Annotated in this window: 17 protein-coding genes; 9 read left to right on the forward strand and 8 right to left on the reverse strand. The window is 57.7% G+C overall.

All coding sequences use genetic code 11. The annotated features are described in order from the left end of the window. Nucleotides 1-21: 21 nt before the first annotated feature. On the forward strand, nt 22-936 hold the full coding sequence (locus MFP24_RS23665) for a LysR substrate-binding domain-containing protein (protein WP_249232234.1): 915 nt from the start codon (nt 22-24) through the stop codon (nt 934-936). A 5-nt stretch (nt 937-941) separates the two neighbouring features. Here the strand turns inward: MFP24_RS23665 and MFP24_RS23670 are convergent, their stop codons facing one another. Next, the gene (locus tag MFP24_RS23670; RefSeq protein WP_249232233.1) at nt 942-1,796 is read right to left on the reverse strand and encodes a helix-turn-helix transcriptional regulator; all 855 of its coding nucleotides are present in this window, start codon (nt 1,794-1,796) and stop codon (nt 942-944) included. Between the two features lie 170 nt (nt 1,797-1,966). Here MFP24_RS23670 and MFP24_RS23675 point away from each other — a divergent pair, with 170 nt between their 5' ends. Continuing rightward, nucleotides 1,967-2,944: an SDR family NAD(P)-dependent oxidoreductase gene (locus tag MFP24_RS23675; protein ID WP_249232232.1), complete on the forward strand. Its 978-nt coding sequence runs from the start codon at nt 1,967-1,969 to the stop codon at nt 2,942-2,944. 84 nt (nt 2,945-3,028) lie between these two features. Further along, entirely contained in the window at nt 3,029-3,217 is a 189-nt protein-coding gene (locus tag MFP24_RS23680; protein ID WP_249232231.1) for an aminoglycoside adenylyltransferase domain-containing protein, read from the forward strand. Nucleotides 3,218-3,222: 5 nt separating this feature from the next. On the opposite strand, the gene MFP24_RS23685 is transcribed toward MFP24_RS23680, so the two are convergent. From MFP24_RS23685 to MFP24_RS23695, 3 genes are all read right to left on the reverse strand, one after another. Continuing rightward, nucleotides 3,223-3,522, reverse strand: coding sequence for a winged helix-turn-helix domain-containing protein (locus MFP24_RS23685; RefSeq protein ID WP_249232230.1), 300 nt, complete (start codon nt 3,520-3,522; stop codon nt 3,223-3,225). Between the two features lie 95 nt (nt 3,523-3,617). Beyond that, on the reverse strand, nt 3,618-4,199 hold the full coding sequence (locus tag MFP24_RS23690) for a TetR/AcrR family transcriptional regulator (RefSeq protein WP_249232229.1): 582 nt from the start codon (nt 4,197-4,199) through the stop codon (nt 3,618-3,620). Beyond that, the gene (locus MFP24_RS23695) at nt 4,196-4,519 is read right to left on the reverse strand and encodes a DMT family transporter (protein WP_249232228.1); all 324 of its coding nucleotides are present in this window, start codon (nt 4,517-4,519) and stop codon (nt 4,196-4,198) included. Before MFP24_RS23695 ends, MFP24_RS23690 begins: the two co-directional genes overlap by 4 nt. Nucleotides 4,520-4,721: 202 nt before the next feature. Between MFP24_RS23695 and MFP24_RS23700 the strand changes: the two genes are divergently transcribed. The 5 genes from MFP24_RS23700 (at nt 4,722) to MFP24_RS23720 (ending at nt 10,148) form a co-directional block, all read left to right on the forward strand. Next, complete coding sequence (locus tag MFP24_RS23700) at nt 4,722-5,906, forward strand: helix-turn-helix domain-containing protein (protein ID WP_249232227.1); 1,185 nt, start codon at nt 4,722-4,724, stop codon at nt 5,904-5,906. A 201-nt stretch (nt 5,907-6,107) separates the two neighbouring features. Beyond that, nucleotides 6,108-6,611, forward strand: coding sequence for a Csu type fimbrial protein (locus MFP24_RS23705; RefSeq protein ID WP_249232226.1), 504 nt, complete (start codon nt 6,108-6,110; stop codon nt 6,609-6,611). 71 nt (nt 6,612-6,682) lie between these two features. After that, nucleotides 6,683-7,354 (forward strand): fimbrial biogenesis chaperone, encoded by a 672-nt coding sequence (locus MFP24_RS23710; RefSeq protein ID WP_249232225.1) that lies wholly within the window; start codon nt 6,683-6,685, stop codon nt 7,352-7,354. Nucleotides 7,355-7,356: 2 nt separating this feature from the next. Further along, nucleotides 7,357-9,699, forward strand: a complete 2,343-nt coding sequence (locus MFP24_RS23715; RefSeq protein WP_249232224.1) for a fimbria/pilus outer membrane usher protein — start codon at nt 7,357-7,359, stop codon at nt 9,697-9,699. Continuing rightward, nucleotides 9,696-10,148 (forward strand): spore coat protein U domain-containing protein, encoded by a 453-nt coding sequence (locus tag MFP24_RS23720; protein ID WP_249232223.1) that lies wholly within the window; start codon nt 9,696-9,698, stop codon nt 10,146-10,148. The genes MFP24_RS23715 and MFP24_RS23720 overlap by 4 nt, the downstream gene beginning before the upstream one ends. Nucleotides 10,149-10,207: 59 nt before the next feature. Here the strand turns inward: MFP24_RS23720 and MFP24_RS23725 are convergent, their stop codons facing one another. Further along, nucleotides 10,208-10,453 (reverse strand): hypothetical protein, encoded by a 246-nt coding sequence (locus tag MFP24_RS23725; RefSeq protein ID WP_249232222.1) that lies wholly within the window; start codon nt 10,451-10,453, stop codon nt 10,208-10,210. A 290-nt stretch (nt 10,454-10,743) separates the two neighbouring features. Between MFP24_RS23725 and MFP24_RS23730 the strand changes: the two genes are divergently transcribed. Further along, nucleotides 10,744-11,688, forward strand: a complete 945-nt coding sequence (locus MFP24_RS23730) for an omptin family outer membrane protease (protein WP_249232221.1) — start codon at nt 10,744-10,746, stop codon at nt 11,686-11,688. Between the two features lie 73 nt (nt 11,689-11,761). Here the strand turns inward: MFP24_RS23730 and MFP24_RS23735 are convergent, their stop codons facing one another. From MFP24_RS23735 to nifA, 3 genes are all read right to left on the reverse strand, one after another. After that, complete coding sequence (locus MFP24_RS23735; protein ID WP_249232220.1) at nt 11,762-12,289, reverse strand: nitrogen fixation protein NifQ; 528 nt, start codon at nt 12,287-12,289, stop codon at nt 11,762-11,764. Continuing rightward, the gene (gene nifB / locus MFP24_RS23740; RefSeq protein WP_249232219.1) at nt 12,289-13,689 is read right to left on the reverse strand and encodes a nitrogenase cofactor biosynthesis protein NifB; all 1,401 of its coding nucleotides are present in this window, start codon (nt 13,687-13,689) and stop codon (nt 12,289-12,291) included. Before nifB ends, MFP24_RS23735 begins: the two co-directional genes overlap by 1 nt. A 179-nt stretch (nt 13,690-13,868) precedes the next feature. Further along, complete coding sequence (gene nifA / locus MFP24_RS23745) at nt 13,869-15,455, reverse strand: nif-specific transcriptional activator NifA (protein WP_249232218.1); 1,587 nt, start codon at nt 15,453-15,455, stop codon at nt 13,869-13,871.

Here is a 15,455-nt window from a genome sequence, read left to right on the forward strand (position 1 = left end):
TTGATGCATCGAGAGGTATTGATGGAATTTAGTCAGCTCCGCCATTTTCTGGCCGTTGCCCGGACGCTGCATTTCGGCAGGGCCGCCGAAGAGCTGGGGATGACCCAGCCACATCTGAGCAGGGCCATAGCAAGGCTGGAGGCAGAGCTGGGCATATTGCTGTTCCTGCGCACCAGTCGTAAGGTACAACTGACTGCCGCAGGTGAAGTCTTTCAGTCCGAAGCCCTGGAACTGGTGCGTGGTCAGCAGCGAGCAATGTTGCTCGCTCGTGCCGCCTCGACCCAGGGGAACCAGGTGCTACGTATCGGCTTTGTCTCCGCCGCTCTGTATCATTTGCTGCCGGCAATGCTGCGCGAGCTACGCGCCATGCAACCTGGCGTGCGCACGGAATTGAGAGAAGCGTCGACACAGGAGCAATTGAACTTACTTGCCGGGGGTGATATTGACATCGGGCTGGGCCATCCACCGGTCGAATGCTCAGGCCGCATCGTGAATGAAGTGCTTCTTAGTGACCACTTTGATGCTTTATTGCCGGCGGATCATGATTTAGCTCACTGGTCATCGGTATCCTTTACGCAATTAGCTGCGTATCCCTTCGTGCTGTTCCCCGAAGAGCAAGGTCCGGTACTGTACGCCGCAATACGAGATCAATGCCGATTGGCAGGCCATCCCCTGGTCACAAGCCAGACGGCAACACGGCTGCACAGCCAGTGCTCGCTTATCGCAGCGGGTCTGGGGGTGGGCCTGGCGCCTGTACAGTCGCGCAGCCTGCAGGTGGAAGGAGCGGTCCGCGTACCCATCAAGCCCTATCCGGCCACGTTACAACTCCCGTTGGCGGTCTTTCGGGATGAGCGCAGGCATTCCAGCCTTCATGAGAATTGCCTGCGGATACTGAGACGGCTTTCGCGCAGTCACGCTGATGCCCTCGCCACGTGATGCTGTCATTTATGGAAATCCCCGAGGAGCCTGGCAAGTTTTTCCGCGCTGCCCTCCTCCTGCATCGGCGTATAGATGACCAGCTTCAGGTCGGAGTTGTCGAGAACCGCAAGCCTCGTATATTCGAACACCATCAGACCCACCTCGGGCTGGTCGATGCGCTTGAAGCCGGCGACGGCGTTGGAGACTTCATGCCGCGACCAGAGCGCTTCAAACTCGGGGCTGGCGGCACGCAGAAACACGATCAGCCGTTCGAAATCCGGGTCGCCAGCGAAGCGAACGCTATCCGCGCGGAAGTTAGCCAGCGCGATGGGGGCCATGATCTCCCAATCAACCACCTTACGGCGGTGTTCGGGATTGGCGAAAACCATATGCATGATATTGCGGGCATCGCCTTCGAGCAGACCGTAGTCGCCGAATACCGCCGCCGCCGCGCGATTCCACGCCAGAATATCCCAGCGGCGCCCCAGCACATAGGCCGGCTGGCCAGCCATGCTCTCCAGCGCACGCAGAAGCGCGGAAGGAACGGTTTCCCGTGCGGTTGCCTGCATCCTGTGCGGGGGCCGGTCGCTCAGCCGGTACAGATGCTGCTGTTCGTCGGGATCGAGCAGCAAAGCGCGGGCGATGGCGGACAGCACCTCGGCTGAGGGACGCACGTCGCGGCCCTGTTCCAGCCATGTGTACCAGGTCGAACCCACCCCGGCGAGCAGCGCCACTTCTTCACGGCGAAGTCCCGGCGTACGCCGCCGCATCCCTTGCGGTAGGCCGACGTCATCGGGTGTCAGCCGCTCACGGCGGCTGCGCAGGAAGTTGGCCAGTTCCCGGCGTCGAGTGTATTCATTCGAACCTTTCGCGTCCATATAAGGGGCTCACCATAACTTTCGCGTTTATAAGGATTACCATAGCAGTATCAATACCAGAATAAAATCGGTCCTGTTTGCGGTTTTCCGATCGTGGCAAGGTTCCCTTAAAGGGGACCGTAAACAAAGCGGTAACGCATCCATCACATATTGAAAGAGGAACGATGCACATGGCCGAGAAACTTGATGCCGCACATGCTACAGACCTGCAACTCGCTCCCGATGCCCATTCATATCGCACCAGGCGCCGCAGATTCCTCGCAAAGCTTGCGTTTGCCATGGGAGCCTGCGCGATGGCTCCCATGGTCATGCGGCAAGGATCGGCCAACGCCGCAGAAGTGACGGGCAGGCGCACGGTCCTTATCACCGGATCGACGAGCGGCATGGGGCGCAGGCTAGCTGAACGTCTGGCTGCGCCCGGAACCACGATCCTCGTCCATGGCCGCAACCGTCAGCGTGGCGAGGAGGTGATGAAAGCCATTCAGGACGCGGGCGGCGAAGCGCGATTCTACGCCGCCGACTTCTCTTCCCTTGCCGATGTCCGGAGTCTGGCCGACGCGGTGACGAAGAGCAACGATCGCCTCGACGTTCTGGTCAACAATGCGGGGATTTATTTCGGCGAACCGGAAAGCCGTCAGCTTAGCTCGGACGGGCATGAACTGCGTTTCGCGATCAACTATCTCGCGCCTTTCGCCCTGACCCATCGGCTGGCGCCTTTACTGAAGGATAGCCGCCCTGCCCGGATCGTTAACGTCGCGTCCTCCGGGCAGAACGCCATCGACTTCGACAACCTGATGCTGGAGCGGAGTTACGGCCACCAGCGCGCCTACGGCCAGAGCAAGCTCGCGCTTATCATGTTCACCATCGACATCGCGGAAGAACTGAAGGAAGCGGGCGTCATCGCGAATGCGGTCCATCCCGCGAACTACATGGACACGCCGATGACTCGCGATGCCGGCATCCAGCCGTGGAACAGCGTCGACGAAGGCGCGGATGCCGTGCTGCATCTGATCAACGCCCCCGAACTGGCAGGGACGACGGGGGCGTATTTCAGCGGAGAGCGGCAGTCGCGGGCAAGTTCGCAAGCCTATGACGCTGCCGCCCGCGCTCGCCTTCGCGACCTCAGCCGCCGGCTCGCCGATATCTGATCGCTCGTGATGCTGGGGCGCGCATGGCGGGCTCCAGCGCAATCCAATCGTGCGGGGCGCTATCGATAGGGAGACAACACAGCTATGCTTTTAACCTTCTCCACACGTATGGCCAGCACGATGGAGTTCGTTGCCAAGGAGGCGGCCGCGGCCGCGGCCTGGGCGATCCCGCAAATTCCCCAGCAGGACGCCGCCACGCTGGACTATGCGCGCAGGGCTTATCTGGGGGAGATCGTCGATGAATGGGGAAATCGATTTGCCGACGCGCTCTAGGCTTATCAAACCACTCGCCAAGATCCGCTTTTCGTCGCCCCGACCCTTATCAGGCGCCCTTTTTCCCGCAATATTTTGATATTGCGTTCCACGGTGCGCCGGTTCATTCCTAGCTTATCAGCCAGTTGAATAATGGTAATCGTCGGGGTTGCCGCGATGGCGGCCAAGATCCGTTGGGCGGACGGTGATAAATCCCCTGAATTTTCTACCGACATTTGTACCGATATTTGTACCGGCATGGCGACGGCATAAGCCTGCTGGGCATCAATACCCTCGGCCAGCGCTTCAGTCAGTTTTTCCAGCATAAAAGCGATAACAACGTGCAGTTACCGGCGCGATCGCATTCTCTCAGCACCTGATGTCTCGCCACTCGCCAAGGATCGTTGCCGATCGATAAGATCTACTCTTTGCCGGAAGATGCGCCGTTAAGAATATGCCGCAGAAGCCGATTGACCTCGGCGGCCGAGATCGGTTCGTCTTCCAGCAGGGCTCTGGCACAGATACCGTCCGCCGCCACCACCACGCTCTGAATCGTCAAGGGATCCCGGGTATGCTTACCGGCGGCGCGGGCGACCAGATCGCGCCAGTGCCTGGCGATGGGCCGTAATGCGGGGCGCCTTGCAGCCTGTAGGGTGAGTTCGTGCTCCGCCAGCGCCCGTCGGCGCCCTGCTCCGCTGGCGTCTGAAATCATCTCGGCGATGCCGTCAATCTCATCGCCGCCGCTTTCGATAAGCGCTTCCAGCTGCGCGGCATATTCCTCTGCCGCCGCGGTCAGCGCGGCGAGCAGCAGATCGTCGATGGTCGCGAAGTAGTAGATCGCCGAACTGGCGCCAACGCCCGCCTCTTTGGCAACGCTGCGGTGCGTCACGCCGGAAACGCCTTCGCGCTCCACGACGGTCAGCGTGGCGGCGATCAGTTTCCGGCGCCGGGCATCCCCCCTGGCCCGGCGGCCGTCTTTATTGGCGGCGGACGCGGTGCTCACGGTTTTGCGCCCAGTTCAAGCGAGAGGACGCCGCCAATCACCAGTACGATGCCGACTATTTGTATCCAGGTAAGCTTGTCGCCAAGGAAAAACGCACCGATAAACGCCACGGAAGCTACGCCGAGCGCCGCCCAGACGGCATAGGCCACGCCGATGGCCATGCCGCGGTTCAGCACCAGGGAAAGCAGATAGTAGGCGCCGATAACGCCGACTATCGCCAGCAAGGTTGGCAGGGGCCTGGTAAAACCGTTGGAAAAACGGGTCGCCAGCGCGCCCACGATTTCCGAGGCAATCGCCGCGGCCAGAAGAAGGTAGGTCATTGATGCGCTCCATGTAGTTGAACTAATGTTCAACTATTATTGTTAATGATTACCCTGCTGTCAATCAAGCGTGTGAACTATACTGAGGTAACACGAGCCTGTAATGGCGGCGTTATTTATGTATGCGTTGGGGACGCCGCCTTTCCACCACTCGAATTATTTAGGGTATAAAAATGAATATTATAAAAAACAGCGGCCTATCATGAATACGAACAGCGGGCCTTTATGGTCCGCGCAAAAAAATAAGCTCTTATTGTCCGGCCCCGGCGTAGATATCAGGCAGATTGTGATCCTGACTTATACCGACTGTTTTCTCGGTGACGTGGTGAAACTATTGGAGATGCTGACGTCGCTTAATTCCAGCCAGCCAGGTTTATCCGCGGAAAAAATAGAGTACGTCACTCATATTTATTCTTTATATGGCGGTTCAGTCTCTTCTCCCGCAACCGCCCTGATGAATATGGAAACTCAGGCAATGCAGATTTCCCGCCCGCTGGACATTGATATACTTATTATTGCGCACGGTCCTCAACAGGCAATATCCACCCCGCCGGACTCGACTGTTAATTGGTTACGCGCTATCTGTTCCCAGTCACGCTGCGTCGTCGCTCTCGGCGCCGGTATTTTCTTGCTGGCCGCCACCGGGTTGCTGCATCAACGAACCGTCACGACCTATTCATCTCTGGTAAGCAGGCTGATAGCCGGCTACCCGACCCTGCGGGTGAAAAAGAGCGCCGATTTTCAAAGAGACGGTAAATTCTATACCACCAGCGAACGTATCAATATAAAAGAAATGGCACAGCTTTTATTACGTGCCGATCGCGGAGAAAACGGCAACGATAGCCGGCGGGTGGAATCCTCGGTATCCACATCTACGGCCTTATGCCCGTTAAATTCCATTTTCACCCGCCCGCAATCCATCGCCTATCGCGTCACTTTCTGGTGGCTTACCCATATTGACCAGGATTTGAATATGGCCCAATCCGCCGATTTTTTAGCGATGAGCGAACGCAGCTTTCGGCGTCATTTCAAACTCCAGACCGGCTATTCACCCTCGTTATTTTTATTATTATTACGCCTTGAACTTTCCCGCCAGGCGTTAATTGACAGCGACTTGCCTATTGATAAAATCGCCCGCCGCTGCGGATTACTGGACGGACAACAATTAGCCAGAATATTCAGGAAATTTATCGGTACTTCTCCGCATCTATATCGCGAGACAAAGCGGCAGGAGAATTTAGCCGCGCTCCATCCCGCGTATGGCGATTTATTTAATGCGCGCGCCTTGCCGCAATGGCTATCCCATTTTTTAACCAGAGTCAGTCCGGAAAAAAAACAGTCTATTCTGATATGTTTACAGCGCCAGTCTGCGGTCGCGTCGCTATAAGGCGCCTAAAAGGATTACGCCGTCCCTTTCTTTATCAGCCGGTTTGTTATTGGCCGGTTTTGCAGTACATCGGGCCGGATATGAAGCGGTTTCGCCCCAATATTCCCCTGGGTAACTGTTAAACTACCCATGAGAAATGGCTCCCTTGTTTTTACGCCAAATCCATTCAGTTCCCTTTTGCGTTTTCAAGGCATCCTTATTATGTCCAACAATCTATTAATTAAAACGACTCTGCTCTCTTCGCTGTGTCTCGGCGGTGTGATAGCCGCTCCAGCCCTTGCCGCTACCGCAACCACCAATATGGCCGTCAGTGCGACCGTTGTCGCCGCCTGTACGATATCAACCACGGCTCTCGCCTTCCCCGATTATTCAGGCGTAGCGGTTGATTCCACCGCCACCCTGTCGGTACTTTGCTCCAACGCCGCGCCTTATACCGTAGGTCTTGGCGCGGGTACGGCGGTCGGGGCCACCACTGCCCTGCGCGCCTTGACCGGCTCGGTTGCCGGGTCAACGCTGAACTACGGCCTGTATCAGGAAGCCGCGCATACCACCAACTGGGGCGATACCATCGATACGGATACCGTGGCCGGAACAGGCTCCGGGGCGACGCAAACGCTGACCGTGTATGGTGAAATCGCCGCGAATCAGCTTACCTCAGCCGTCGGCACCTACTCGGATACCATCGCCGTTACCGTCAACTACTGATATAAAGGTCAGCGATTATGCCCCGTAATAGATTAATATTCAGGGCGCTGATACTTGCAGGCCTGTGGAACATGGCGCCACAGGCCTTCGCGCAAGCGCTATCCATTGTTCCGATCAGCCAGGAGCTGTCAGCCAATAAACGGGCCGCCAGCTTTACCCTGACCAACCACGGCGATAAAAATACCCAAATCCAGATCCGTAGCTACGCCTGGACGCAAACGGTTAACGGCGACTCTTACCAAAGTACCGCCAGGCTGGCGATCAGCCCGCCTTTCGCCACCATCGCCCCGGGCAAATCCCAAACCATCCGCCTGTTATTACGCGAACCCGCCGGCCAAATAGAAGAGGCTTATCGGGTCATCTTTGACCAAATTCCGGACAACAATAAAAATAAGGTCGAACTGGCGTTGCGTTTTACCATCCCGGTATTTTCCAAACCCCCGGCCGCAACCACGGCGGATGTCCAGTGGCGGGTTGAAAAACGCCAGGATCAGGCCTTATTGATCGCCGTTAATCATGGCCTGCAACATGCCGTGCTGACCAATATCTCGCTCAACACCGACAACAACGTCAAGCTTGGACTCAAGGGACCGGGGCTGCCTTATATTCTGGCGGGCAGCGAACGTCACTGGCGGATAGACGATCGCTCACAGCGGTTAAATTCCGGCATGCGCCTGCGTCTGCAAAATCCCGGCGTCACGGGTCATGCCGATCGGTGGTTGACCGTGGGTAGCAAAGATTGAATGTGGCCTGTAAACGGGTGGGATTATTTTGGGGCATGATCTGCCTGGCCTGCACAGGGGTCAGCGGCATCGCCTGGGCGGAGGATCCCGCCAGACAAAACCTGTTGCTTAACGTGGTGGTGAACGGGCAAGAACGCGCCGGCGTTGATGATTTTGTCGAAGATAACGGAACGCTGTTCGTTACCGCGACGCAGCTCACCCGGCTGGGACTGATCCTGCCGCCCTCTTCTTCCAGCACGGGCGATGAATTGGTCGACCTCGCCACCATCCGCGGCTGGCGCTACCGGTTGGACAATGAAACGCAAACGCTCCATTTGCAGGTTCCCAACCAGAATCTGGTCGCGCAGCAGCTAAACGCGCCCCAAACGCCGGACAGCGGCGCAGTTGCGCACAGTGATAATGGCGCGGTATTAAATTACGACACCCAAATAACCAGCTATGACGGGCAGCTCAGCGATAGCACCACGGGCGATTTACGCTTGTTTGGCAATTACGGCGTGTTTGAAACCAGCGCCGTGCGGACACACAATCCTTACCTGCGCCGTACCGTGCGGCTAAACAGCACCTACAGTATTTCCGATGTGGAAAAACTGCGCACCTACCATGTCGGTGATTTTATCAATAGCGGGTTGCCCTGGACCCGGCCAATCCGCATGGCGGGTATGCAGATGACCACCAATTTCGGCCTGCGCCCGGATCTGGTGACCTTTCCCCGTCCAGGCATCACCGGCGAGGTCGCGGTGCCCTCATCGGTGGATATTTACATCAACGGCATCCATCAGTTATCCAGTCGGGTTGAGCCGGGCCCCTTTGAAGTCACCCAGTTACCGGTGACCAGCGGCGGCGGGGAGATCGCGATGGTGGTCAAGGACGCCAGCGGCCGGCAAACCCGACAGACGCTGCCTTTTTATACCGGCGCATCGCTGCTGCAAAAAGGGCTGGACTCGCTGGCCGTGGAAACGGGGATGGTGCGCCGCCGCTACGCCACCCGCTCCAGCGATTATACCCAGAGCGCCGCCGCCCTGAGCTATCGTCACGGCGTAACCGACGGGATGACGCTGTCCAGCCATTTTGAAGCCACAGAAAAGCTGGCCATGGGCGGGATCGGCGCCGATCTGTTGCTCAGCCGCCATGGCATACTTTCCGCCTCGTTGGCGACCAGCCAGTTCGGTAGCCGGCAGGGCAACCAATACGGGCTGGGGTTTTCCCATCTTCTGCCGGCCATGAACTACGGCATCAGCATTCTACAGGCGGATAAAAATTTCTATGATATCGCCGCCGCCAATGACGACACCATGCCGGGCACCACGCTGCGCGCCAGCATCGGGTTTCCCGTACCGCCGGGCAACGGTTCGTTCAGCCTGATCTACGCCAAGAGAATGGTCAATTTTTATAATGACTATGATTTAACCTCGGAACGCATCGCCACTTCGACCTTGTCGGCCACCTACTCGGCTTCGCTGCCTTATGATTCCTATGGCTATGTCACCCTGTTGCATGATTTCGACAATCACCAGGGAAGCGGTATTTTTATCGGCTTCGCCATCCCCTTCGGCCGCCGAGCCACCGTTAGCGCCAATAGCAGTATGAGCAACGGTAATCACTATCAAACCGTACAGGCGCGGCAATCCGCGGTACAGCGCGGCGATATCGGCTGGAAAGTCGCCAATCAGAGCGGAAGCCGCGCCCGGCAAAATATGGCGTTGGATTACAAATCCCCATGGGGATTGATTGGCACCGAGATCGAACGCAGTAAAGAAGGAAATGCGCTTCGCGCCAGCGCGCAAGGGGCGATTTCCACCCTTGGCGGTCATTTTTTTGCGTCGAATACCATTTATGACAGCTTCGGCGTGGTGGAGACCGATGGCTTGCCCGGCATTACCGTATTGCAGGAAAACCGGCCTCTGGGCAAGACCGACCGCAACGGCGTAATGTTTATTGAACAACTCAACGCCTATGAAAATAATCATCTGTCGATTAACCCTGACGACGTGCCGATGGACGTTTCGCTGCGCTATACCGAACTCAACCTCACCCCCGGCGATCGCGCCGGCATCCTGGCCAAATTTCCCGTTCGCCGCAGCAACAGCGCCACCATCCGGCTGATTGACGCAAACCGTCAGCCTTTGCCTCTGGGCAGTACGGCCGTCCTGAACGAGAACGGCGTGCAACAGGTGGTCGGCTATGACGGGATTGTTTTCTTTGAAAACCTGGACCCGCATAACACGCTGGCCATAGAGCGGAATGAACAGCCCGCCTGTCGCGTCGCGTTTGATTATCAGCCTCAGGCCAACGCGATCCCCGAAATCGGTCCGTTGATCTGTCTTAGCGGAGAAAAGCCATGAGATTAACCACGTTATTGTGCCTGCTCGCCCTGCTTCCGGTAAAAGCGCCGGCCTACAGCTGCGCGATCGACGCCACGGCGTTAAGTTTCGGCGCCATCGAAGGGATTACCGGCGTCTCACAGCAAAGCACCGCCACCCTCACGGTGAAGTGCCAGGCGGACACCGATGCGGATAGCGCCATCAGCTATCAGATTATGATTGACGGCGCCGAGACGGGGGGACAGCGCCAAATGACCGACGGAAATAACTCCACCAATTACCAGCTCTATACCTCGAATAATTACCAGCAGATCTGGGACGGCGGCAGCGGGGCGCTGACGGACAGCTACACGCTGACCGCCAACACCAGCGAGACGCGCACCTATACCGTATATGCCCGAATGACGCCCTCTTTTCAGGATGCGCCGGGGACATATATCGATACCCGCAGCGTGAATCTGCTGTATTAGTCGAATGGTTGCGCCCCACTTTAATGGGGCTCGTCAATACAGTGCGCCGCGATGGACGCTTAAACGTAGACGTTGATCTGGTTGGTCGCCGTCGGGCGATTAATGCCGTCCGCCGCGGGGGAAATAATATCGGCGGCGCTGTCGTAGCCGGTCGCCTGACCGCGTCGCGACTGTAGCGTGGAAAGCTGCTGGCGTAGCGTTTCGATTTGCGCTTCCAGCATCTTAGCCGCCAGCTGCGAGGCTTCATTATCCTCAGATGTACCGGAAGAGGCGTCCTGGTCAGCCTGCCCGGCTAACGACCGCACCCCGGCAATCCTTTGTACGTAATCGTGGCTGTTTATAGGGTTATATGGCACTGAAGAAAATGTGCTGATAAGGTTCATTGTTCTTCCCTCCATTCATCCGCCTGCTCAAGAACTATTTTGAGTATAGGACAGTTGAACGCCGGGGTGATTTAAGGTTTTGTCTGAAAAAGCGGCGCCGGGGTAAATATAAACACAGGTTAAATGCCCCATTGGTTAGCGCTTGACTCGCTAAGCGGTTGCGCGAGAATAAAAAAACAGATTACAGACCAATAAACAAAGGAAATTTAGTTTTGAGATTGAAACTCCTGGCTTTAATCCTCTCCGCGCCGGTGGCCTTTGCCGCGGCGGCAGACGCTGGAGATGCTCTTTTTACCGCTGAGAAGGTTAGCGGCGAAATTGGTTTAGGCACACTGAGCGGCAAGACCAAAGAACGCGTTTACGATGTAGACGCGGGCGGCCGCAAGGTCAGCCAGCTCAACTGGAAATACAATAATGCAGCAATCGTAAAAGGCTCCCTCGACTGGGATTTAATACCCTGGTTATCGGTTGGCGCTTCGGGCTGGACGACTATCGCCAGCCGCGGTGGTTACATGGACGATACCGATTGGCTGGACGAAAACCAGAAGGAATGGACAGACCAAAGCAGGCATCCCAACACACGCTTAAACTACGCTAACGAGTTCGATATCAACGTTAAAGGGTGGTTGTTAAACGAACCGGCTTACCGCCTCGGCGTGATGGCCGGCTATCAGGAGAGCCGCTACAGTTTCAAATCTACCGGCGGCACCTACAACTACACTGACGAGGAGACCGGCTTACCGGATATCGGGTCTTTCCCGGCTGACATCAAGGGAATCGGCTACAAGCAGCGCTTTAAAATGCCGTACGTCGGCCTCGCGGGTAGCTACCGCTATGAGAATTTAGAGTTCGGCGGTGCCTTTAAGTACAGTGGATGGGTGCGCACCTCTGACAACGACGAGCACTATCTGACAAACACTACTTTTAGGGCGAAGATAAAGAACCAGAATTACTACTCTCTCGCCGGCAACGCCGGTTACTACGTGACGCCGAACGCCAAAGTTTACGTAGAGGGGATCTGGAGCCGCACAACGAACAAGAAAGGCAGCTTATCCGCTAACGATCGCGATCAGGGCACCACGAATAGCGCAGAGAACAGCAGCGGTATCGAGAGCTATAATTTTATGACGACGGTCGGTCTGAAATACGCTTTCTGAGTCAGTTAGCCGGGCTTCTCGTCCGGCTTCTTTCTGGCCCTGGAGCCGGAAATTCAGCGCATTTAGCCTCTTATCAAATCTCCGCTGAAAAGCACAGAGCAATTTCGCTACAGTTTTCGCAGGAGGGGGAACGGCAGATCAGTTCGCCCTCCTGCGCCAGACAAACCTGGCGGTAGAAAAATTTTTTCCACCGCATATTGTTCGCATTCATGGCGATCAGCGGCGCAAAACAGGTTGCCATCATTTCGCGCAGTTCCGCGCGCGACGACAGCCCTAAATCCTGCCACAGATGATTGAACCCCATCGACGCGCCGGCGACCAGTTGGTGCATCGGCGCGGCGTCCGGCGCCATATATTGCCTCAGCCAGTCGGCGAGCTGCTCACACTCTTGACGGCGCGGCATCAGCAGGCGAGCCAATAGCTCATCCTGTTGCTGTAAATGCCGCGGACGCGGCGGCGACGCGGATAAGCCTACCCGCAACATCAGACCGCGCCAGGCGGCGTCATCCAGATTCATCCGCGTCGGGAAGCGGGCCAGGCCGCGCAGATGATTGTCGACCAGGGCGCGTAGCCATGTCTCCGTCGTTCGGACGATAACCATTACGCCACCCCCTTGCGGTCGACCTGCGGCGCAACGCGCTCAGCGCGCCACCGTTCAAGCGTTTCGCGTACCGGCTGCCATGCGCCGTTGACGTAAGGCTCGATGCCCGCAGACTCCAGCCGTTGCCAGGGCGCCAGGCCGATGCGGGCGCAAAATACCGCTTTGACGTCCGCCAGCAGCGCGATGACCCGGTCGAGCCGCTCGCCCGGTTCCTCCTCCTCCCCGCAGTCGGCCGGCCCCCGGCAATAGCGCTGGGTAAAACGCTCCCCCAGCGCAATGATGCCGGCCTGGGAAATACTGAAGATATGAAACCGATCGACATGCCCGAAATGCTGGTCGATCACCTCCCCCTTGCCGGTCGCCACCGCCACCAGACAGGCATCGGGTTCTTCGGACTCCCCCTGCGAGGCGATGCTGGCCTGAATACTTGCCCGGCGAAACAGCGCCGGCAGCAAGGGCTCATTTTTTTCCGGCAACGAAGCCAGCGGAAATTCCTGGCTGCGGTCGTCGCCCAGCATGCCGATCGCATCGGCACGGCACTGGCTACAGTGGGCCATCTGCGGCATGTGCCGGCCGCACCGGCCGCGCGCCTCGCTCAACTCTTCGCCGTCGGGCTCGCGTACGCCCTGCAAACCAAACTGCGTGCCGTGCTCCGGCCGTGAAATCAGCGGCATAACATTGTGCAGCACCGCCCCCCACTGGCGAACCTGCAAACTGACCTCGTTCAGGTGCCGCGCGTTGATCTGCGGGATCAGCACCGAATTCACCTTTACCATGACGCCGCGCTCGGCCAGCTTGCGGATGCCCTCGCCCTGCCGCTCGATCAGCAGATCGGCGGCGATGCGCCCGTGCAGTTTGTCCCCTTCATACCACAGGTGGTGATAAATCTTTTCCGCCACCACGGCGTCAATGGCGTTCACCGTCACGGTGACGTGGTCGACCCCGATATCAACCAGCCTGTCGACCACATCGGGCAGCATCAGCCCATTGGTCGACAGGCACAGTTTGATATCCGGCAGCTCCGCGCGCAGCCCTTCCAGGGTGTTGAACGTGCGGGCGATATTGGCCAGCGGATCGCCGGGTCCGGCGATGCCGATAACCGCAAGCTGAGGGATTTGCGCGGCGACATATCTGGCTTTGGCTATTGCCTGTTGCGGCGTCAACAGCTCGGAAACCACGCCGGGCCGCGACTCATTACTGCAATCATATTTACGGTTGCAGTAATTGCACTGCAGGTTGCAGGCCGGCGCCACGGCCAGATGCATTCGCGCATAGCGGTGGTGCGCCAGCGGCGAGTAGCAAGGGTGGCGGGACACTTTATCCGCCTGCAAAGGCGTAAAGTGCGCCCTGTTCATCGGCCCGCATGCGCGTCGGCCTGAAAATGATGCGTTGTCTGCCATAGGCTTAATCCCCGGTAATGTGCGAACCTCGTCTCATTTTCTGCAAAGGCCATGCCGGGAAGAGGAAAATAAAAACCCTCTATTAAATAGAGGGTTATCCGTTAACCACGAAGCTTGATAAGCGACATTGTCGGACAATGTACCGAATGCGACATTGGCGCGGGATGCCGGCGGCGGCCTCACATCCGCTGCATATTGATATTCATAATCTGAATACGGTAAGCCACCTGCCGGGGCGTCATGCCCAACAGCCGGGCCGCCTTGGCCTGCACCCAGCCGGTGCGTTCCAGCGCCGCGATCAGCCGCTGCCGTTCATCCTGAATATTTTCAATACCCGGCTCGCTGCCGCCGGCGGTTAGCGCGTCGTTGGTTTTGTTGCCGTTAAACGGCATCAGGGCGTTTTCCCTGTAGTTGAACAGGATCACATCACGGTCGATCAACCCGTCCTCCGCCATCACCGCCGCACGCTCCAGACAGTTCTCCAGTTCGCGCACGTTGCCCGGCCAGTCGTAGTTCATCAGCAGCCGTAGCGCGCCGTCGCTGATATGCAGCGTCCGCCCCTGGCGTTTACTCAGCTTGGTCAGCAAAAACTGCGCCAGATCCTGCACATCCTCAATCCGCTCGCGCAGCGGCGGTAAAAAGATAGGCATTACGTTCAGCCGGTAATAGAGATCCTCGCGAAAATGGCCGGCTCGCACCTCGTCTTCCAGATTACGATTGGTGGCGGCGATAATGCGCACGTCCACACGCAGGGTTTCGTCGCCGCCGACCCGCTCCATTTCGCCTTCCTGCAGGATGCGCAACAGCTTGGCCTGAAACGAGGCGCTGCTTTCGCCAATCTCATCGAGAAACAGGGTGCCGCCGTCGGCCAGCTCAAAACGCCCTTTGCGCTGTTTCACCGCGCCGGTGAACGCGCCCTTTTCATGGCCGAACAGTTCGCTTTCCAGCAGCGAATCCGGCAGCGCCGCGCAGTTGAATTTGACGAAAGGCGCGCCGGCGCGCGGGGAGTTGTAGTGAATGGCGTTGGCGATCATCTCTTTGCCGGTGCCGCTCTCGCCGCGGATCAACACCGTGGTGTCCCAGCGCGATACCTGACGCATCATGTCGAAAATATGCCGCATCGGCAGGCTTTTACCCACGATATTGTCAAAGCCGTACTGCTGCTGCACCTTTCTGCGCAAACTATCGCGCTCGGTGCGAAGCGCCTCGCTTTCCCCATTGGCATGGCCGACCAGACGGACGGTTTGCGCTATCAGATTGGCGACCATTTCCAGAAAACGGGTGCTGGAGGGCAGCCGGTCTTCATGCAGTTCCATCGGCTGCGCGGCCAAGACCCCCAATGGCATCTCATCCGGTCCCGGAATGGGCACGCAGATAAAAGGCAGCGCATAGTCATACAGGTTAAGGCGATCCAGAAAACGCGGATCGTCCGATACCCGGGGTAAAACCAGCGAGGTCCGCTGGCTCATCACCGAACCTAAAATACCTTCGCCAACCCTGTAGCGCACGCCCCGCCCCCCTTTGATCACCTGGGTATCCGCCCCTTGCAGCGCCTCGATAAATAACGACGCGCGATCTTTATCAAACAGGCACACCATGCCGTACTGCATAAAGGCATGGTCGTGCAGCGCCTGAATCATCGCCTCCAGCGTATGCTGCAAATCCAGTGAGTGGCTGAGCGCCACGCTGATTTTATGCAGCGCGACAACCTGTTGTTGCAGATCCAGGCGGCGGGTCACCCGTTCTGTCGTCGGAAAATGAGCCAT

This window comes from Brenneria tiliae (genome assembly GCF_023347575.1).
Taxonomy (GTDB): Bacteria; Pseudomonadota; Gammaproteobacteria; order Enterobacterales; family Enterobacteriaceae; genus Brenneria; species Brenneria corticis.